Raw genomic sequence first — 18,821 nt, 5'->3', positions numbered from 1 at the left:
CCGCACCCTTGTAGGCCGGATGCGAGCGGCTCCATGGCGAGGCCTTAAAATCCGTAAGGCTCAACGCCGGCCCCCGCGAGTGCTCGACACGAACTTGCCACGATGAAGCTCAATCGACATCGTGCCGCCAAGGAGAATGAGGGGGCGTTCCCGAGCGATGCGATCCCGTACGATCCAGCCAGACATTCGCGCACGTGTTGTGTCTAGGAGAGCCAGCACGGTTCGTGGAAGAGAGGCTGCCGAAAGTCCTGAATCAAGCTCCTTCACCGCCTTGAAGAGTTCATAGGTAAGCGCAACCGGCTGCTCGGCCTCGCCTACTTCGACCTGTAGGAAACAAATAGAGGGACGGGGCCGACCTTCATGCGTTGAAAAACGCGGTGCAACTCGCCGACGAGAGACTACTAGTATAGCCTTTCGGCGAATTGGTGGTTGAGGCTGACCAAAGGTCGTCGTTAGTGACACATCGAAGTTGTGCTCATTGTTCAGCAGGTCCTCGACCTGATTTGCTATCTCCCTTAGGTCGTGCCCATGCCCGTCTGCGTCAGCGACGACACGCTGGAAAGCGTCCAGCGTGTCGGCCGAAGGTACGGCGGCCTGGCTGGCCCCGATGCTTCGGCGCGATAGGCGGCAGGCAAAGTCGCGCACAAACCGCTGGATTCGCGTAGCGGCCGATGGTCTCTTAACCCTTACCTTTGGATCGGAAAGTTCTTCGTCAAGGTTCGCTAGACGCTCCAGCAGCACCCGCTCATTCGGTAGGAGCGCGCGCCGCGAAACAAGAAAGTCTAAACCTTCGCGGACTGACCTGCTGAAGCGAATATCAAGTTCACCGAGCCGCACCACTCCGCTCCATAGGGTGACCTCGGCATCGGGCGATGCCATGGCAGGATCTAGGAGATCGACGAAGCTTTCTAGCAACGGCGCGATCATGGCGGGGATTTGGCTGGCGCTACGGGACGCCAGGAAATAGTGGAGACCCATAGCGGTGTGACTATGGTCTTGCAGTCCAAGCTCGCGAATGTCGCGCAATAGCGACGAGGCGGCACGCTTATCCCATCGGTGGAACAGCGCATGCTGATACTGTGCGGCAACCAGCCAGAAGATCGCGCCGGACGCCTCTCGTTTTGGCCTTCCGCCTAACGCGGCATCCTTGTCTGCAGCCTGCATTTTGGCGGCCCACGCACAAGGGTCGGACGATAGGCTGCCTTGGCCTGCGCCGCTTCCTGCGAGCAAATAGGACATCAGCGAGAAGAGATCGCGAAACGCCCATCGTTTGCTGGTACCCAATTCGAACCAGCGCAGCATTTTCAGAAAGGCGTCGGCTGTCCTTTGGCTTGCGAGCGCCTTGCGGCTAGAGCAAAAAGGGCAAGCTGAACTGGCGGGACAGCCCCCGTCAGCATGCCAAAGACGTGCTTCAGTCGCGCGCGCCAGTATCATCTTCGCTGCGGCCTCGTCTCCTTGGTCGGTTTTTTCGATCAAGGATTCGGCATCCATCGGCCAAACCGCGACTTGAGGTGATCCGAGCAGCGGCCAGCAGGGCGGAGCGTCCGGCGCTAGGCTTACGGCGCGGGCAATTTCTTCTAGAAGGTCTTGCGCACCCTCAATCTTCGAATCGATCGCATGGATCATGGCGTCGTCGAGAACGCCTCGATTGACGCAGCAAAGGTAGGCGGATCCTGACGCCGCCATGGCCTGATCCAACTCTTCCACCAAAAGCATGGCGGCTGTGCGCTGGACGGACCCGCCCACGGACGCATCTTGGACAATTCGCAGGTTGAGCTCGCGGGCAGGTGCCGCCAGTTCACCTGCATCAACCTCTATGACACGCGGCACGATGCCGGAAGTCGGATGATAAGCCTCTGATAGTGAAGCGGTCAGACGTCCTTGGCAGCCGAGCGCGACATCCAAGTGCTCTACGGTAGCCTCGACCGCCTCGGTTTTGCCATTCCCTGGTCCGCCGACCAGCAGTACTACGCGTGGAACGTCAAGGTCACCAGCTGCGAGGCGATCAGCCCAATGGCGCAGCTTGTGTAGTAGATTAGTTTCGAAGACCTTCTCGCCGGGCCGCCCACTATGCAAATCGAACAGGCGCCTAACCCCACCCCCTCGGTTGCCGGCCCAGTCGAGTAGCCCAGCTGGGTAGATTGGCTTTGGCTCACTGATTAAAGCGCCTGATGCATCGGACATATGCCGCTACGCCGCGATCTTGTCTGGTCGGCGCACGGTTGCGCGAGCTTTGTTGTACCTCATCAAGACTTCGCCCCACATCTCGGCAATTAGTGGGGGGACCGCATTCGCCACCTGCGTAAAGCGCGGAACCTCTCGCGCCCGGCGCTCGCCGCCAGTCGTGTATTTGCCTTTGAAAACGAACCAATCGGGGAAGGTCTGCAGTCGCGCGTTTTCTCGTACGGTGAGCGTCCTGGGTTCACTATAGTGAATAAGATCATCCGGCATACTTGTAATCGTAGGTGCTGGGAGTGCGGGGTCTAGTACTCGCGTCGCCATCTTCTTGATGCCGTGGCGCTCACGCATCTCACGGTTCAGCTGGACGTTCAGGCGTCCAGCTTCGCGGCACTCCTCAATAATTTTGCCAAATCGTTCGACGATATGCGGGCGATGCTTTGCAAGACGGGTGTCCGAGACGGCCCCCACGAAACCATCGCGCATCAAATTCTGGAAGTTTGTCCGCGTCGCCCCCGTCAAGATCGCATCATAGCCTTTAGAATCCGCACAGGGACCGGTGCCGGCGCGGTCGCGTTCCAAGTCCGATATGGCTTGCTTTGAAGACACACGCGTTTTCAGGCCGCGCTTTTCGAGAAATCTTGTCCGCGACGCCCTCATCCTCGCGAATGGATTGTCGGCAGCAGTAACGCGCTTGTAGTCAGACTTGAGCATCCCCACCAGGAAGAAGCGCGGCCTTTGTTGAGGTATTCCGAAAGCCGAGCAACGAAGTGTATCAGTGTAGACATGATAATGGATGCTAAGTTTGGAAATAACGTCATCGGCGAAATTTTGCCGGACCGTGTCGTCGTTATCGTCTACGAAGTCGTAGGTGATCCCGCGCACGTTCTCGATCAAGACCATCCGTGGAAGGACGATATCGACAAATTCGAGGTATCTTTTCACAAGCTCGTTCCTCGGGTCGCCTGGCTTTCGGCGCCCGGCGCTCGAGAAGCCCTGACAGGGGGGGCCGCCGGCGAGCAGGTCCACCGTACCCCTCAGGCCCTTGAGCTCCGCTCCATGCGCCTCCATCAATGACTCGATTGTCCATGGCTTTCGTTCAAGCCATGCGGGCCAGATGTAGTTGAATCTGGGGCCGTCGATCAGGTTTGCCCGCAAGGTTTCGAATGCAAACGCATCTTTCTCGATCGCGAAAAGGCCTTTCCAGCCCGCACGCATGAGGCCTAGGCTCAGACCGCCGCAGCCCGCGAAAGCGTCAACGAAGATTGGATCCTGACCACTACCTTGCAAAACGCGTCCCCAGTTCGACCCCGCACTGATTCGAGCCGCGAAGCATTTTGATCACCTTGGCCCATGCCTCCAACCTAGAAGGTGCCGAAGCTTGTTGCCGGTGCCATTCTGCGTCGCCACCTTGGGTGTTGGCAATAGATCGCCTGAGCGACAGTTTCGGTCGCATCGCTTCCATGATGTCTTCGGAGCTTTGACTCGGCCCTTCGGCGACTGATGTGAGAGAGGGATCTGAGGGCCGATCTAGAACAAATCCATTTTTCAGTGGGCTGTCTCTTCTACGGCATCGCTAACCCCGCGCCAGACACTTTGACCAGGCAGCGCTTTCCGCCCTTGGCCTTCTGAGCTGCCGCCACACACCGAGCCAGCACGTCGCGGTTTTGCTCGACGATCCGCCGCGCGGTTTGCGTCTCCCGCCAACGCTTGGGGTCAGCAACAGCCAGCATTCGCTCACCGGCCGGCCACATATCTCGGTGAAGCACGCGCGCTGCCCGCTTCTCCGGCCAAGCCCACTGTTCTGGAGCCGCCTGCGCCACGATGACCGGAAAGCTCGCGCCTAGAACAGCCCCGCCAATCACACCGGCCAACGCCGCTTGTAAAAGCCGGCAATTTTGCACGCTGGCCAAACGCGCCGTATCGACCCAGCCGCGAAGATCACCGGCCGCCCGCTGGAGTATCTCCTGGGCCTGATGCAACGTCGCGCGGTCCTGCCGGCGAGCCTCATCGCCGGCCGCCGTGATCTGATGCGCCATCTCAGCGGGCGTAGCCGCCAACGCCGGACTGGCCGCCAGTTTTCCCATGCGCCCGACCGCGACCCTCACGCCTTGAGCGATCTCCCCTAGTGTCTCGCTGTAGTCCGGGGCCGACGCGCGTTCGGCGGCTAGCCCCGACAGAGCGACGTTCAACAAGGCCACTTCTCGCCGCAACGCCTCGAACGCCACCGCCGCCGGATCTACCGGCGCTTCTGATCCAATGTCTTGATCCATCCCATCCTCCTACAAGCCAAGTCCTCGACCACGACCGATGCCGAGGTAGTCGGAGAGGCCCTGTCCCACGCTGCGGCCCATCTCGGCCGGAAGCCCAAGTTCGCGCCGCCGGGCGCGCAGCAGCGAGTCCACCTGTGGGTCGCGCTCCAGGCTCTTGGCCATCGCGCCCATGCGGTCGCTGACCTGGCCGGCGCCGGTCATGTCGCCCGCGCGATGAAGCGCTGAGCGCTGGCGCTCCAGGCCCTGCCAGCGCTCAACGAAGCGGTCGGCGCGCAGCCGTGGATCGGCGCGAACCTCGGCCTCAAGCTGAAGGACGCGGATCGCCTGCTGCGCGCGGCCTGAAGCCGTCTCGCCAGCCAAGGCCGGATCGCGGACATAGGCCCGCTCCAGGTCCTTGGCGGCGTGCGGGCCGATCTTCCCCATCGCCTCGCGCGCCTGCTCCAGCGCCTGCCGTTGATGCGCGAGCACCGGCAAGCCGCGGTCGTTCATGCGCATGACGTCGGCCGCGGCGCGCGCATGGCGCTCGATCGCCCGGCGCTGAACAACCTGGTCGTCATCGCGCGCCGGCGCCGTTGGCTGACGCGCCGGGCTGGCCGGCTTGAACCCGGCGAACATCCCGCGCTCGCGCTGCGGCGGCTCCTTGGGCCGCATCGACGCCGGCACATGAATGTCGCGCCGTTCGGCGAAGTCGCTGGCCATGTCCTTGGCCCGCTCGCGCGACAGCACGCGCGTGAGCTTGCCCAGATCCTCGAACTCGTCCCGGCCGTAGTGGAGCTGAACGCTGTCACGATGCCGCGACAGGGCGACATAGGCGCCGTGGCGGTCCATCCCCGGCGTCGCCAGCACATGAGTGCGATCGACAGTGACGCCCTGGCTCTTATGGATGGTGGCCGCATAGCCGTGATCGACCTGGGCGTAATCCTTCAAATCGAAGGCGACCGAGCGCCCCGCGTCGAGACGCACGGTCATCTGGGTGGGCGAGACCTGCTCGATCTCGCCGAGCATGCCGTTCTTCACGCCCAGCCCACGATCGTTCTTCAGGAACATCATCCGATCACCGGCCGCGAACGCGCGCTCGCCGCGCTCGGCCTTGACCGTCACGTCCTCGCCCAAGGCACCGGCCTGACGTAGCCGATCTCGCGCCGTCAGATTGAGATCGCGCACCTCGTCATTGGTGTGGGTCAGGATGATCCGGCTCTTACCCGGCTCGGCGATCCGGTCGCGGTCCCAACGCGCGACCAGATCCTCGCGCGCCTGGTCGCGGGTCTCGGCCACATGGACCATGCCCCGCGCCTCATAGGACGCAAGCGCTTCGCCCGTGCGGCCCGTGGCCAACTGCCGGGTAGCGTCGCGATGCCAGTCTTCATGCTGCCGGCGAACCTGAGTGATCTCGACGTGGTTATGGCGCTCGGCGATCGACCGAAACGCCGCGCCGGCCTCGATGGCCTGGAGTTGCTCGGGATCGCCGACCAACACCACCTTGGCCCCGGCCTTCTCGGCGGCCGACAACAGCCGCTCCATCTGCCGCGAGCCGATCATCCCGGCCTCGTCGATCACCAGCACGTCCCGCGCGTCCAGCAGTTCGCGGCCCTGCGACCACTGGTGCTCCAGACTGGCGATGGTACGCGAGGCGATGCCCGATCCGCCCTCCAGGTTCTCGGCGGCGATGCCCGACAGCGCCAGACCCTGGACGCGATAGCCGGCGTCCTCCCAAGCCTCGCGCGCCACGCCCAGCAGCGCCGACTTGCCGGTGCCGGCGTAGCCAACCACCACGCCCAGATCGCGGGTCGCGGTGACATGCTCGAACGCCGCCTTTTGCTCACCGGAGAGGACAAGACCGCGTTGCTCAGCCCCCGTCAGGGCGCGGCGCTGATCCAACTCACTGACCCGATGCGCGCGGCGCTCGGCCATCACGGCGGAGGCCCGATGCAGGCGATCCTCGACCGCGATCATCTCGCGGCTGGTGAACCGGTCCTGGCCGCGTCCGTCCTGGCCCAAGGCAACGAGATCGGGCGAGGCCTGCACCGCGCTCATGGCGCGGTCGAACTGTTCCTTGCCGTCTGAATGGCGGTGAATGAACATCGCCAGATCCCGGCGCGTGAAGGTCGCCTGCTGCTTGGTGATGGCGTCCAGCGCGATGCGGGGATCGGCGATAATCCGCTCGCCATTGGCTCGCGCGATCTCGTGGTGCTCGTCGAGCCGCTCGGCCTCCAGGCCTTCATCGGCCCGACGTCCAGCGGCCGGCCCGATCTTGTTCTGCGGCTCAAGGTCGATGCCCTGGTCTTCCAGGCTGCGATGATCGATCCGCGCGTCGATGTCGAGCTGGGCCAGGCGCTCGTTGACGTGGTCGGCCCAGGCCTCCCGCCAATGCTCGACCAACTCGGTGCGGTTCCAGTCGCGGACCTTGGCGCCGAACCCGTCTTCGCCGACCTCGCGCATCGACAGCATGACGTGGGCGTGCGGCTTGGCCAAGCCATCGGGGCCGATATCCCAATGCACATTGAGATCGGCGACCATGCCGCGATCGACCATCTCGCGCTGGACGAAGTCGCGGGCCAGTTCGATCCCTTGGGCCTGGTCCATCTCGCGCGGTATGGCGAACTCGACCTCGCGGGAGAGTTGGGCGTCCTTGCGCTTCTCGCCAGCCTCGACCGTGTTCCACAGCGCCGCGCGGTCGGCCAGATGCTCGGGCGCGCCGTCCGGCAGCAGGACCTCCGAATGGACGACGCCGCTCTTGTTGGTGAAGTCATGATCGCGATCCAGCCGCTCGTCGTGGAGCCGCGAGGCCGAGCGATAGGCGGCCGAGGCCACGGCGCTGGCCCCGGTGGCGCGGCTGATGACTTTGACGGAGAAGTGGTAGATCGCCATGGCGACAGACCACTTACTATCCTGAGCGCACGTCGGCACGACGTATAAGCGCGCCCTCCAAGATTAGAATCTCGGGAGGGACCGGGCTGTCCCAGTGTGTTCCGCCGACTTTACAGCCTTTCGAGACCGGATGTTTTATCCTGAGCGCATTCCGCAATCATGGAGACTGCAATGCGCAAACTCAGGGACTTCGATGCCGAACTGAAGACGCTAGAGGACAAGGCCAGGACGTTGAGGGAGCGGAAGATCAAACAACTTGGCGAGTTGGTGATCGCCACCGGGGCCGACGCACTGGATGTCGAGACCTTGGCCGGCGGACTGCTTGGCCTGGTCGAGACGAAGGACGCAGCTAGGAAGACGGAGTGGCGCAAACGCGGTGCGGGGTTCTTTCGCAGCGGGAAGGCAGACCCTGCGCGCGCTGCTGGCGGCGACCAATGACGCGACCCGGCGAACCACGGCGGCGCAACACCGGCTTGAGGCGGGGCGAGCCAGGACCGACACGCGGGCCTGGGTGATGCAGCGACGCGAGCGAACTCACCACCTGATCGAATTGGGCGGCTTGGTGCAAAAAGCCGGACTCGTCGAGCTGACCGGTGACGATCGAGCCGCGCTCTATGGCGCGTTCCTGACCCTGGCGATGATGGCTCAAGGCGAAGACCGCGAACACACGCTCGCCCTCTGGCGGCGCGGCGGGAAGCGGGCGTTCGAGAACGACAACCCGCCTGTCCGACCGCCAAGCCGCGCCAATCCCTAAGACGACTTTTGCTGACCCTGGTCGTCCGCCATCGCGCGAATCAGGTCGAGGATCTGGCGGCGAACACGACCCTTGCCAATCTTCGGGAAGATCGCGGCCAGCTCCAGGCCCTCGGGCGTATTCAGAAAGTCCGTGATGACCCGATTGGCGGCCTCGCCGACATCGTCGCTCTCATCGGTGACAGGGTCGGCGAGCCCATCGAAGAAGTATGACACCGGGAAGCGTTTTGGCGATCTCATAGAGCTTGCTGGCGCTGACGCGATTGGCGCCGCGCTCGTATTTCTGGACTTGCTGGAAGGTCAGCCCCAGCGCGTCGGCCAAATGCTCCTGGCTGATACCCAGCATCTTGCGGCGCATGCGCACACGACCGCCGACGTGGAGGTCAACGACATTGGGCGTGCGGGTTTCAGGCGTATCGGTCACGAAAGTCTCCATCGCATCGGTTGGCCGGCGAGGCGCCAACCGGAAAGGTTCTTGGCGGCGCAAGAAGACCTTGCGCGGCAGCGTTTCAAGGTCGTTCTCCAGTTACGCTAGCGCCCCTGGATTCGACGCATTCGGATCAATCGGCCATGCTGAGTAATGTCCAAATACGATCCCCTGTCGGGTCACCTGCGTCGCCAGCGTCAAGACGAACTCGAACTGACCTTCGCGGAGATCGAGCGCATCCTCGGCGCCACGCTCCCCAAGAGCGCGGCTCTGCCTCAGTGGTGGTCGAACGTCACCGACCCAAAGACAACCCACGTGCAGCGCAAGGCCTGGCGTGACGCCGGCTATGACGCCTTTTGCTGACCGGTAAGGATCGCGTGCGCTTCAAGCGGACCCGCTGAGGCGGCCGCCAGGCTGGGCCGGTCCGACCGGTCACCGTGCTTGAAGCCGCCGCCGATCTTCGCTCGGAGACAAGACGCCCTGGATCGCTTGGTGGAACAAGGGCCGGACGGGCTGGCGCGCGTCAAGGGGACGCCCTTCGGGCGTCTCGCGGAGCGACGGCGAAGCCGCCCTTGACCCGCACCATCCCGCCCGGCAAAGGCTCCCCAAGCGCTCCAGGGCGAGCACCGACCGTTCCGGTCCTGGCTCCCGCCGATTGGGATGGGCAAGGCGGGAACCGTTGAGAGCTGAGCGGTCAGCTCTTGCACACCGGTGACCCGCAGTGCGGACAGCGCGCGGTGCGCAACTCCTCCATCGTCGCCTTGAAGAGGTCATACCCGTCGCCCTGCTGATGGACCATGACCTGTAGCGCCACCTCCAGCTTGGCGGCGACGCCGTGCATGTCGCGCGCGCGAACCTTGGGCAGCGCTTCGAGCCATGCCTCGCGTTGGTCGAACAGCGGCTTCAACTGCTCGTCGATGGCGTCCATCTCTTCGGAGGGCAACAATTCCCCACGCTCCTCTGGCGTCATCCGCTCCCATCGCTTCTGACGCACGAGGATGGTCTCCAGGTCCGACCAGCGCAGACCAAGACGGTCGATCTCCGCGTCGAGCGCCAGCCACTCGGCGCAACGTGTCATGGCCTCGTTCGATGAAGCCGCAACGCCAGCGCCGGCGCCGGCGACCACTGGCGCGGCGCTGGCCGCGCCAATGACGACGCGCCGGGAAACGGCGAAGGGCTCCTTGTCGTCAGACATCGGGATGCTCCGCTTTGGAAGGGTTGATGGGCTTAGGGCGGGCGCGCTCGATCAGATCGACCGTGCGGGAAAGCTCGCAGAGTGCGTCGGCCAGGCGCGCCTGAACGTCGTCAATGGAGAGCCCCAGATGGCGAGCGATCAGCGCGTAGTCGAACGCCTCAATGCGGTTGAGCAGGAAGACGTCCCGTGTCTTCCGCCGAAGGCGGAGCACGGCGTAGGATATGACTTGCTGGGCGTTGTGCGGATCGAAGACACGGCCGCGCCAAAGATCGGGATGTCGCCAGCGCCACCACTGGCTGACCACAAGCGGCCAAGGCCTGCTGAGGCGCGCCATCACGCGGCGCCTTCATGATCTGAAGCTTCGCGCCCGGCGGCCTCGACAACGGCGTCGATCAGACCCCGAACCGTCGTGCAGGCCCGCGACCAGCGGACCGACGCGATGGCCTTCGGCGGCATCTGTGAAATGGCATGGACTTGGTAGTACGGGCCAAGAAGCGCGGCCAATTCAGGAAGGGCTGCTGGGGCGCCCTTGAACCCCGCGCGCCGCGCGAACCTCTGCGCTTTGGTGAGATCGTGCCGGAGATCGACACGGTTCCGGTCGTCGCTGATCCCCCGGTGCAGGAGGTGCGCCTTCAGCGCCAGTTCGATCGCGATGGCCAGGAAGTAGCGGGTGGCCTCAGGATGTCGGGGCAGCGCCGCCTCGGCCGCTTCGTGGAAGCCGGCCGCGCTACGGCGGAACGTCGCCGCCAGCGATTTGCCGGCGCCGTCGCGTCGCCGGGCAACCCGGCGTGTCACTTGCCACCGGAGGAGAAGGCGGCGAGGTCGCGGACCGCGCGGGTGATCAGGCCGTGGGCTTCGGGATGGTCTTCCACGAAGATCAGGCGGGCCGCCACCGCAAGGTTGGCGACGACCGCCTCAATGCTCTTTGCGGGCTTCGGCCGCATGGCCTTGAGGAGGGCGTGCCCTTCGACTTCCAGCACATCGAGCCTTACGTCGATCTCGGAAAGCCTGGCGCCTTCGGGGATCTCGGCCTGCTGGCCGGATGATAGCTGATACCAGTTGCGTTTGGTCATCAGCCAGCCTTCGAGCGTGCCCCACTCAAGTTGGAGCTGCCGCTGTTCGGCGTCGATAGCGAGCCAGCGGAGGCAGATAGCGACAGACGGGTCCGCTACGACCTGGGGCGCGGGCATAGCCGCAACCCCACAGGTGACGGCGCTGCCAACCATCATTGCTCGCCTGGACGGTTCATCCGCGCGCGCAGGCGCGCGCCCCGCCTTTCGACGTGACTCCATGGCCTCTGCTCTATAATCATGAGTGACGATTTTATTATCACCCGTCACTGGCGAGGGGTCCATTATAAAATGATTATGTACGATAATAAAATTATCGCCCAATGATTACGGCTGAGCAGATCAAGGCCGCTCGCGCTCTTTTGGGCTGGAGCCAGCCGCAACTTGTAGCGGTCTCAGGCGTCTCGTTACCGACCATAGTGCGTATGGAGAGTTCGGTTGGACCTGGCCGAAGCTCTGCCGCAAATGTCGATGCGGTTCGACAGTCGTTGGAGAACGCCGGCGTCATGTTTCTATCGGCTGACGACATCGGCGGGCCAGGCGTCCGCCTGAAGAAGTAGCGCGCGCCGCAACTGACCGCAGCCAAGCCCATCAAGGCACGCTGCCGCCGCTGCCAGGCGCGCCAGCCTACTCTTTTGACGCCGGGAGCCTGTCTTTGTTTCCCATAGTACGATCTGGTCTTGCTAGGCCTTGCCACTAGCGGCAGCCAATCCAATTCTGGCTCATCGAATGCCTTGAGATCCCAGTCTGTGGAGCTTGCAACGATGGCCGACCTCGACCGGATAGTCCGCCTCAAGACCGTGCTTGTGCGCACGGGCCTTAGTCGATCGACTCTCTACCGGAAGATCAGCGAGGGCTCTTTCCCTAAGCAGATCCCAATAAGCGCTCACGGTGCGGGATGGCGGGAGTCCGCGATCAATCGTTGGATCTCTGACCCAGCTGGATATCGACACGACGCCAGCTAGCTTTACCCCTTGGTAGAAGGGCACCTCTAGGCGGTGCTGGTGTGGGCAGCCGATGGCGTCTCCCGCGTGGGGGCGGGAGGCGTTCAAGGTTAGACAGGAACGAAGATGCCCCGGCGATTGCTGCGGTTGGACATCACCCAGGCGTTGCCTGTGGTGGCGCTGGATAGGAACGCCGAGCCCAGTCGCGGATTGAGGCCAGAGGTCACGGCGCGCTTCAATTGGGCGAAGGTAACCTCGCCGACCCGACGCTCGATCCGCAACAAGGTCTTATGCGGCAGCTTGATCACGACGAGCCCGCATCGTTCGAGATGGCGTATGAAGCGGCCGATGGCGTCGCCGAGGCAACGATTATATTCGACGTAGTAGACCATGATGATCGGTCTGAGCTTTTTGATCTTCTTCTTGGGTTTGGCCGCTGCGGGGGCGAGCCGGAGTCGCACGGGCATAGTGGGTCTCCTTTGTTGATGAGGGCACGCTTCACTATTCATCAGCGTCACCGTCGCTCTCGGCGTCGGTTGCGGGTGTCAGATATTCGGCGCGGGCGGCGTTGATGAGGGCCCGGAACCGAGCCTCGTCGTTGGCCTCCAGCGCCGCGACTTCTTCTTGCAGTCGCTCGCGGCCGGCGATCAGCGGCCAGCTCCCGACCGCCGTCGTTTCGATCATGCCATAGCCGCCGATCGGCAGCGGTATGATCGTGTAGCCGATAGTGGCCGCCTCCTCCTGCATGGCCTCGATAAACGCCTCCCGAAGAAGCATGCGCCCACTCACCCTCCTCAAGGTCTTTTCGGAGAAGCGCCAGCGCGATCCGGCCCCGCGCCTCCCGCCGACCCGCCGCACCATCGCCACGAGCATGACCGCCACGTCTTCTGGACTGGGTTTCATGGATTGCCCTACTTTATGATGTCTATACTTCCGGATAGGGAGCAGATTAAGAAGCATCGCTTGGGCTAGATTGCAAGAAAAACGAGTGCTATCCCCTCAAATTAGGAGTCTCTGAACTTCACCTTAGCACTGGGGTCGGTGGTGCGAGGGCGAGAGCGCGTGAGGGCTCGCGGGGCAAAAGTGCACCCGACGAGCGCGAAAGCCCGAAAGGCCTATTGACTGAGGCCTTGTTTGGCCGGTTGTTTCGTGGCTGCCAGCGTGCCGAGCGTCGTGGTCATGACCATCGCCGGCTGGCTGTTCGGGTCAACGCCGCCGGCCGCAGTGCTGGTGGTCTATGTGGCCCCGTCCACCTTCGGGGGCTCATGGAGCCTTGGTCGCTGCACTGAGGTGGCGTCCAGCGGTGGTCGATCGAAATCGGGGCTCGAGGACGGGCTCCTCATAAGGTTAGGGACGCGCGTGCTGGTTCTACATCCTCTCGTGGCGAGCATGGTCGGCGCGCTGCTGCAGGGCCCCGCCGCCGAGCTGGGGACAAGCGCGCTACGAGCCTTCGCCGATCCAGTTTGGGACGACCGGCTGGTCGGCCAGGACGAGGCGGGGGGCGGCGGCCTCGAGGATCTGCGCGAAGAGCAGGAGGCGACGTCTGCTTTTCGATCGGCGCGTGACGGAGAGTCGGGCGAGGCAGAACGCCTGACGGCCGCCCGCCAGCAACTGGATCGCCTCCAGCGGGTCATCGAGGGGCGCGCGCGCCTCGACATGGCGATTGACGCTGCCTTGGCGAGCCGGGCCCGAGAGCTTGGCGTCGACAGCATTCTCGTCGTGGGTCCAGAGGTTGGCGGTGCCGAGCTTGATCTGCTGCGCTCGCCGGGCGGCGAGGCGATGGGCCGCTTCAGCCAGGAGATGGGTGCGGTGATCGCCGAGGCGCGGGCCTTGCTCGACGAGGAGGAGGTCTCGTGAAGGGGCCCCAGACCGCCGCTCAGAAAGCGGCCAAGATCCTCGCCAAGGACATCGCCACCCAAGCGCTTTTGAAGCGCGCAAACGCTGCGGCCGCCTCGCTGGGAGCGACCACGGTCACCCTGGGTCTGGTCAGCGGCAAGGCCTATGAGGCCTGGGTTATGCTGGAGATCGCCACGGCCTTCCGGACCCATCCGAGCCATCCAGTCCGCGTCGAGGTCTGTGACAACATCGGCGGGAAGACCGCAACCTTGCGGATCGGCGATGGCCCTAGGCCGATGTCGGGAACCACCTTCAACGCCGACGCGGCGGGCTTTCTGCGCATCCACGCCCCGACGCCCATGGAGCTGCATAACAGTCTCCTGCACCGGGGGCGCAGCGGCGAAACCCACGAGCTGGACGTGGCCCTGATCGACGCGGCCAAGGCTAAGGCGCTTCGCGCAAGCGGCGGCGGGGCCTTCTTCGAGAAGCCCGAACTGGGGATGGAATTGAAGGACTATGCGCCGCCAAGCTCGCTGTCCAAGAACATTGCCCGAGCCCTGCTGGGCGTGGCCGTGGATTTGAAGGGCATCTACTATCGCGCGGGGCCGCCGTTCCACGGGCGCTGGCCGGGGCGTTTCGCGCTGGCCACGCCGACCGGCCTGTCGAAGCCGACAAGGAACATGCTCGACAAGGTCAACATAACCCCGATGACGGGGTTGACGCCGACGGGCGCGGGCAACCGGTTCGAGCGCATCGCCAGGAAATGGCTTGGCTAAGCGCGTCGCTGCTTGGATCGATACCGGACAGCACTAAAAACCTCGCGGTGGACGTCCAGTATGCTGCAGCCCTTTGTTCCGGCAGCGCGGAACGGCTTGGCCATCGCAGCTAGAGCGAGGCAGCGTGGGGTCGAAGGACATCGACGGTTTCGGTCAGCCCCTCGGCTTCCATGTCCAGGAGCAAGACCTCGGCGGTCTTCTCCGGTCGCTTGAAGCGCTCGCGCATCGTACGCACTGCGGCCACAGCACGACCGGGATCAAGCGCGATCGTATCGGCGATAAAATCGTCGGCTGAGCGCGCCTCAAGATTCAATGGCCCCAGAATGTCGGCCGGAAAGTCTTTCAGGTTATCGGTGACGATGATCGCCGCGCGCGTCTTCAGCGCGGCGGCAAGAACATGGGCGTCGCCGGGGTCGGGCAGGGTATCGCAGGCGCAAAGCATGCTCTGGTAGTCACCGACGTCGGCTTCCTCGAATGCCGTCTCCATCGCGTCGCGAGCGCGGCGCGCGCGCTCCGCCGCGTCCGCCACGCCTCGGCCGACGAGAATGCGTTCGATCGCTCTTTCCGTTTCGTCGAGAATGGCCTGCGACCAGCGCAGCCGAAAGAAGTCCGCTTCGGCAAGTGTCAGAAGCAGATTCCGCTTTAGCGTGCCTGCCAAACAGCATGCGTCGACAAGTGCGGTGAAGCGGTTGGCGAACACGGACTACAGAAGCTCCGCATCCAGGGCAGCCAGCTCCGAAAGCGCGGCGGCTCGTTTTCCGTCGCGCCCTTGCTTGTAGTCGAAGAGATGCTCAGCCTTGATCCGGCGATGCCGTCCAACGAGGGAATGGGCGATCTCGCCCTTGTCTAGGAGGCCGACAAGGTAAGGGCGCGACACATTCAAGATGTCAGCCGCCTGTTGCGTCGTCAGCATCTGGCTGACGGGCACGAGCGTCACCGCATCGCCACGCCCGACGTGACGAAGCACCTCCATCAGCAGGCGCGAAAGCGCCGGAGTGAGCACGACCTCAGAGGTCGTCTTATCTTCTTGGAGAAGACGTAGCGTGGATTCGGCTTCGCCGGTCGCTTGCGCCGCCAGGATCTTGCGAAGTTGGTTGGCGGCGGCGCGCTCATCGGCAGACGGAAGCCTATCGCCAAGCTCCTTGGCGAATGCAGGCATAGTCATTTTGGTGCTCCCGGTTGAGGACGGGTTATACGCCTTAATCGAATTAAACGCAATAAACGAAACGAACGAACGCCGGTCGAGATCCGTCCTGATCTATGAGGTAGGCCCTGCGAGCCGCCTGCGGCGCGGTCCACCAACGGTAGGCGCTTTTCGAGTGGATCGCCGCACAGGTATGGGTGCCCAGCGTGTCATTGCCATTATGAAAAGCGATGCGGCGCATGGCCTTTCACAAGGCGCGTAGCGATAACCCCACCTTTCACTAGATCGCTTGTGGTTCGCGGATGCCGGATACGCCTTTAGTAAGCGTGTGACCAACAGCCGGAGCTGATCAGGCGGAGTGGGTTTGAGGCATGCCTTGTGCGCCTGGGGCAGGCTTCGCCGCCCGGTGCGCGCGGCCAGCGGCGGCGGCCCAGTCGTCCATCAGCAGTTTGCGCTTTTCGAATAGATCGCCGCGTCGGTAAGCGGCCTCGACCTTGTTCCCGATCGTGTGAGCGAGCGCCATCTCGACAATCTCGCTTCGATACTCGGTGGTCTCGGCCGCCCAATCGCGGAAGGTGCTGCGAAAGCCATGGGCGGTGAGGTCTTCGCGCTTCATTCGCTTCAGCACCGCCAGCATCGCCATGTTGCTCAGCTTCTTGCCAAACAGCGTGCCCCAGAAGAGGGGGCCAACGGGCGGTATATCGTCTGGAATGGGCTGCCTTTTGGATTCGAGAACGCGCCGGATCACGGCGGCGTAGTCGGCCTTCCGCCCTTCAAGGATCTCTATCAAGGGCGCCGTGAGTGGAACGCGGTGTTCCTTGCGTCCCTTCATTCGGTCGGCCGGGACAATCCAGACGCGGCCGGCGAGATCAATCTCGTTCCATTCGGCGCCGATGACCTCTCCGGTGCGGGCGGCCGTGAGGATCGTGAACTCAAGAGCCCGCGCCCCGGCGCCGGGTTGGTCCTTCAGCGCGGCCATGAATGCGCTCAACTCGGCGTAGGGCAGGGCGGCGTGATGCTCGACCTTGTGGACGCGCGACTTCGCCGGCAGCAGCTTCTCAAGGTGCCCCTTCCAGCGCGCCGGGTTCTCGCCTTCGCGCAGCCCTCTGGCGGTCGCCCAATCGAGCACCGCCTCAACGCGCCCTCGCACGCGGCTGGCAGTTTCGGGCTTGGTGGACCAGATCGGCTCCAGGACGGCCAGCACCAGCCCGGTGTCGATGTCCGAGACGCCGCGACTTCCGAAGATCGGATCGGCGTAGGTCGTCAGGGTGCTCTCCCATTGCTGGGCGTGCTTCTCGTTGCGCCAACCGGCCTTGTTCGCGCGGATATAGGCGGACGCCGCCTGCTTGAACGTGAAGCCCTTGGCGGCTTCCAACGTGGAGCGTGTGCGAGCCAGTTGACGTTGCTCAATCGGGTCGATGCCGTCGAACTTCAGACGGCGGGCGTCGCGCGCCATCGCGCGCGCTTCCGACAAGCTGATCGTATGGGCCGGACCTAGCCCCATCTCGCGGGCGCGGCCCTGGAGCATGTAGCGATAGACCCAGGACTTACCGCCGCCCTTCTGGACCATCAGGTAGAGGCCGCCACCGTCCGGGTGCATTCCCGGCCGTGTCGTCCTTTTGACCTGCAGCGCCGTCAGGCGTTCCCAAAGTCGGGCCATTTTGTCCCACACTTCGTCCCACAAATGAGACTCGGAGCGTGTTGGATCGCGTGAGACGTGTCGAAACACGTTTTCGCGATTATCCCTTATGGTTCAGGGATTTGTGGGACGCCCGGGGGCGTTCTGGCACTGACTGGGATGGGGTGGTGGCGGAGAGGGTGGGATTCGAACCCACGGTGCCCTTCCAGGCACGCCGCATTTCGAGTGCGGTACATTCGACCACTCTGCCACCTCTCCAGGCGCTTTTTCGGGGGCTTTTGAGGGCCGCCCGAGGTCGAGGGCGCGATACCTAGCGGTGTCGTCGCGGTAACGCAAGTCCCTGTTCGAGGCTTTCTGTCGCGGTGACGCGCGGGGATACAAAACCATCTGGGTGCAGCGGAAAAGCGCGATGGTCTTGCCGGTCGCCTCGGCGGTGACAACGGCGTCCCAGACCTGGGTCGTGCGGCCGCCATGGGCCAGTTTGGCTTCGCACAGCACGCCGCCTTCGCGCACCGCGCCCAGAAAGTTCGACTTCAGTTCGATGGTCGTGAAGCCGTTGGCGCCCTCGGGCAGGGAGACGACGCAGCCCTAGCCGCTGGCGCTGTCGGCCAAACCGATGACGGTGGCGGCGTGCAGAAAACCGTTGGGGGCCATGTGATGCTTGGCCACCGTGAAGCGGCCTTTCACATAGCCGCTGCGGGCTTCCAGCCATTCCAGGCCCAGAAGGTCGGGCAAATTGCCGGCCTGACGCTCGGTCAGGGTTGCGCTGAAGTCCTCGGCCGTGATGGCCTCCACATGTTTCGCGTACGAAGCATGTGTCCCTCTATCGCGGCGCGCGCAAGTTGGTTTCTAAAAAGAACTGATATCGGTCGGCGGGAAGCGACGGCCGTGCTCGCCCTCGGGCGGCAGCTTGCCCGAGCGGATCGCGACGCGCAGGGCCTCGGCCGGATAGGGCGCAGGGCTCAAGGCGCTGTCGGCGGTGTGGCGCAGGGCGGTGAAGGTGGCCAGATCGACGCCGTCGCGAAGCTGGGTGTTAGCGGCGCGCTGCTGGGCGACGGTGGTCGTCTCGCGACCGGCGGCGTCTTCCCAGCCGGCCAGCAGGCGGGTGTCGTCGGGCAGGCAGAGAAGACGGCGGGCGGCGGCGTAGAGGCCTTCCGGGTCGGAGCCCGGCAGGTCGCAACGGCCGGAACCCAGATCCGGAGCCAGGATGGCGTCGCCTGTGAAGACCACCTCCCCGATCTGATAGGCCACGGCGCCGGGGAGGCGGCCAGTGACGGCGTGAGCGGTGATTTCCAACCCGCCCATCGGCAGAACTTCGCCGTCCTGGGCCAGCTTGTCGAAGTCCCAGCCGTCCAGATCGACGCCATGCTCGCCCATGGCCGGCGCCAGGCGCTTGAGGCTTTCGATCACGTCGGCCCCGATGCAGACCGAGGCGCCAGTTTCGTACTTCAGATGGCCGGCCGCCGACATGTGCGTGGCGTGCAGGCCGGTTTCCAGGACCCAGGTCGGGCCCATGTCGCGGGCGCGGATCTGCGCGATGATCGCATCGATGAAGCTGGTGTCGGTGGCTTGGGTTTCCGGATCGAAATCCAGAACCGGATCGACGATCGCACAAAGCAGCGTGGCTGGATCGACGACAAGATAGGTCACCGTCCCCGTGGCGGGGTGATGGTGAGCAATAATTTCCGGCTGCATGCGAACGCCTGATAGATCCCGAT

General features: G+C 64.0%; 21 protein-coding genes, 1 tRNA gene and 2 pseudogenes. 6 read left to right on the top strand and 18 right to left on the bottom strand.

The window, feature by feature from the left end:
• Positions 1 to 60: 60 nt before the first annotated feature.
• The 4 genes from ACP69S_RS14180 to traA form a co-directional block, all read right to left on the bottom strand.
• Positions 61 to 1,905, bottom strand: a complete 1,845-nt coding sequence (locus tag ACP69S_RS14180; protein WP_425998235.1) for a hypothetical protein — start codon at positions 1,903 to 1,905, stop codon at positions 61 to 63.
• A 285-nt stretch (positions 1,906 to 2,190) separates the two neighbouring features.
• Positions 2,191 to 3,468, bottom strand: coding sequence for a DNA cytosine methyltransferase (locus ACP69S_RS14175; protein WP_425998233.1), 1,278 nt, complete (start codon positions 3,466 to 3,468; stop codon positions 2,191 to 2,193).
• 275 nt (positions 3,469 to 3,743) lie between these two features.
• A complete protein-coding gene (locus ACP69S_RS14170) occupies positions 3,744 to 4,451 on the bottom strand; it encodes a DUF6118 family protein (protein WP_425998231.1) in 708 nt (235 codons plus the stop codon).
• A 9-nt stretch (positions 4,452 to 4,460) separates the two neighbouring features.
• Entirely contained in the window at positions 4,461 to 7,319 is a 2,859-nt protein-coding gene (gene traA / locus ACP69S_RS14165) for a Ti-type conjugative transfer relaxase TraA (RefSeq protein WP_425998229.1), read from the bottom strand.
• 171 nt (positions 7,320 to 7,490) lie between these two features.
• Between traA and ACP69S_RS14160 the strand changes: the two genes are divergently transcribed.
• Together ACP69S_RS14160 and traD are read left to right on the top strand one after the other, a co-directional pair.
• On the top strand, positions 7,491 to 7,757 hold the full coding sequence (locus tag ACP69S_RS14160) for a conjugal transfer protein TraD (RefSeq protein WP_425998227.1): 267 nt from the start codon (positions 7,491 to 7,493) through the stop codon (positions 7,755 to 7,757).
• Positions 7,696 to 8,073 (top strand): conjugal transfer protein TraD, encoded by a 378-nt coding sequence (traD, locus tag ACP69S_RS14155; protein WP_425998225.1) that lies wholly within the window; start codon positions 7,696 to 7,698, stop codon positions 8,071 to 8,073. The genes ACP69S_RS14160 and traD overlap by 62 nt, the downstream gene beginning before the upstream one ends.
• Here traD and ACP69S_RS14150 read toward each other — a convergent pair.
• A pseudogene (locus tag ACP69S_RS14150) lies at positions 8,070 to 8,508 on the bottom strand (helix-turn-helix domain-containing protein). The gene traD and the pseudogene ACP69S_RS14150 sit on opposite strands and share 4 nt — an antisense overlap.
• 144 nt (positions 8,509 to 8,652) lie before the next feature.
• Between ACP69S_RS14150 and ACP69S_RS14145 the strand changes: the two are divergent.
• Positions 8,653 to 8,862 carry a DUF7662 domain-containing protein gene (locus ACP69S_RS14145; protein ID WP_425998223.1) on the top strand — a complete coding sequence of 70 codons (210 nt, stop codon included), beginning with the start codon at positions 8,653 to 8,655 and terminating at the stop codon, positions 8,860 to 8,862.
• 331 nt (positions 8,863 to 9,193) lie between these two features.
• Here the strand turns inward: ACP69S_RS14145 and ACP69S_RS14140 are convergent, their stop codons facing one another.
• Genes ACP69S_RS14140 through ACP69S_RS14125 form a run of 4 tightly spaced genes read right to left on the bottom strand, consistent with a single transcriptional unit; the run spans position 9,194 to position 10,884 of the window.
• Complete coding sequence (locus ACP69S_RS14140; protein WP_425998222.1) at positions 9,194 to 9,694, bottom strand: hypothetical protein; 501 nt, start codon at positions 9,692 to 9,694, stop codon at positions 9,194 to 9,196.
• Positions 9,687 to 10,028, bottom strand: coding sequence for a sigma factor-like helix-turn-helix DNA-binding protein (locus tag ACP69S_RS14135; protein WP_425998252.1), 342 nt, complete (start codon positions 10,026 to 10,028; stop codon positions 9,687 to 9,689). Before ACP69S_RS14135 ends, ACP69S_RS14140 begins: the two co-directional genes overlap by 8 nt.
• Positions 10,028 to 10,489, bottom strand: coding sequence for a hypothetical protein (locus ACP69S_RS14130; RefSeq protein WP_425998221.1), 462 nt, complete (start codon positions 10,487 to 10,489; stop codon positions 10,028 to 10,030). Before ACP69S_RS14130 ends, ACP69S_RS14135 begins: the two co-directional genes overlap by 1 nt.
• A complete protein-coding gene (locus tag ACP69S_RS14125) occupies positions 10,486 to 10,884 on the bottom strand; it encodes a hypothetical protein (RefSeq protein ID WP_425998219.1) in 399 nt (132 codons plus the stop codon). Before ACP69S_RS14125 ends, ACP69S_RS14130 begins: the two co-directional genes overlap by 4 nt.
• Before the next feature lie 644 nt (positions 10,885 to 11,528).
• On the opposite strand from ACP69S_RS14125, the gene ACP69S_RS14120 reads away from it, so the two are divergent.
• Complete coding sequence (locus tag ACP69S_RS14120) at positions 11,529 to 11,729, top strand: helix-turn-helix transcriptional regulator (protein WP_425998217.1); 201 nt, start codon at positions 11,529 to 11,531, stop codon at positions 11,727 to 11,729.
• Between the two features lie 89 nt (positions 11,730 to 11,818).
• Here ACP69S_RS14120 and ACP69S_RS14115 read toward each other — a convergent pair whose 3' ends face one another.
• Positions 11,819 to 12,175 carry a hypothetical protein gene (locus ACP69S_RS14115; RefSeq protein WP_425998216.1) on the bottom strand — a complete coding sequence of 119 codons (357 nt, stop codon included), beginning with the start codon at positions 12,173 to 12,175 and terminating at the stop codon, positions 11,819 to 11,821.
• Positions 12,176 to 12,209: 34 nt separating this feature from the next.
• Positions 12,210 to 12,611, bottom strand: coding sequence for a hypothetical protein (locus tag ACP69S_RS14110; RefSeq protein WP_425998214.1), 402 nt, complete (start codon positions 12,609 to 12,611; stop codon positions 12,210 to 12,212).
• A gap of 276 nt (positions 12,612 to 12,887) precedes the next feature.
• Between ACP69S_RS14110 and ACP69S_RS14105 the strand changes: the two genes are divergently transcribed.
• The gene (locus ACP69S_RS14105) at positions 12,888 to 13,565 is read left to right on the top strand and encodes a hypothetical protein (RefSeq protein WP_425998212.1); all 678 of its coding nucleotides are present in this window, start codon (positions 12,888 to 12,890) and stop codon (positions 13,563 to 13,565) included.
• Positions 13,562 to 14,320, top strand: coding sequence for a hypothetical protein (locus ACP69S_RS14100; RefSeq protein ID WP_425998211.1), 759 nt, complete (start codon positions 13,562 to 13,564; stop codon positions 14,318 to 14,320). The genes ACP69S_RS14105 and ACP69S_RS14100 overlap by 4 nt, the downstream gene beginning before the upstream one ends.
• 109 nt (positions 14,321 to 14,429) lie before the next feature.
• On the opposite strand, the gene ACP69S_RS14095 is transcribed toward ACP69S_RS14100, so the two are convergent.
• The 7 genes and pseudogenes from ACP69S_RS14095 to ACP69S_RS14065 all read right to left on the bottom strand — a co-directional run bounded on the left by ACP69S_RS14095 (position 14,430) and on the right by ACP69S_RS14065 (position 18,798).
• Complete coding sequence (locus ACP69S_RS14095; RefSeq protein WP_425998209.1) at positions 14,430 to 15,020, bottom strand: PIN domain-containing protein; 591 nt, start codon at positions 15,018 to 15,020, stop codon at positions 14,430 to 14,432.
• 3 nt (positions 15,021 to 15,023) lie between these two features.
• Positions 15,024 to 15,485, bottom strand: coding sequence for a helix-turn-helix domain-containing protein (locus ACP69S_RS14090; protein WP_012284432.1), 462 nt, complete (start codon positions 15,483 to 15,485; stop codon positions 15,024 to 15,026).
• Between the two features lie 328 nt (positions 15,486 to 15,813).
• On the bottom strand, positions 15,814 to 17,124 hold the full coding sequence (locus tag ACP69S_RS14085) for a tyrosine-type recombinase/integrase (RefSeq protein ID WP_425998207.1): 1,311 nt from the start codon (positions 17,122 to 17,124) through the stop codon (positions 15,814 to 15,816).
• A gap of 147 nt (positions 17,125 to 17,271) precedes the next feature.
• A tRNA-Ser gene (locus ACP69S_RS14080) sits at positions 17,272 to 17,361 on the bottom strand.
• 171 nt (positions 17,362 to 17,532) lie between these two features.
• Positions 17,533 to 17,676, bottom strand: a pseudogene (locus ACP69S_RS14075) (PaaI family thioesterase); the annotation flags it as partial.
• Between the two features lie 15 nt (positions 17,677 to 17,691).
• Entirely contained in the window at positions 17,692 to 17,898 is a 207-nt protein-coding gene (locus tag ACP69S_RS14070) for a PaaI family thioesterase (protein ID WP_425998205.1), read from the bottom strand.
• 54 nt (positions 17,899 to 17,952) lie between these two features.
• Positions 17,953 to 18,798 (bottom strand): MBL fold metallo-hydrolase, encoded by an 846-nt coding sequence (locus ACP69S_RS14065; protein WP_425998203.1) that lies wholly within the window; start codon positions 18,796 to 18,798, stop codon positions 17,953 to 17,955.
• Positions 18,799 to 18,821 lie beyond the last annotated feature (23 nt).

It is taken from the genome of Caulobacter sp. DWR1-3-2b1 (assembly GCF_049895765.1).
Classification (GTDB): Bacteria; Pseudomonadota; Alphaproteobacteria; order Caulobacterales; family Caulobacteraceae; genus Caulobacter.
This window is presented reverse-complemented; position numbering and strand designations above follow the sequence as displayed.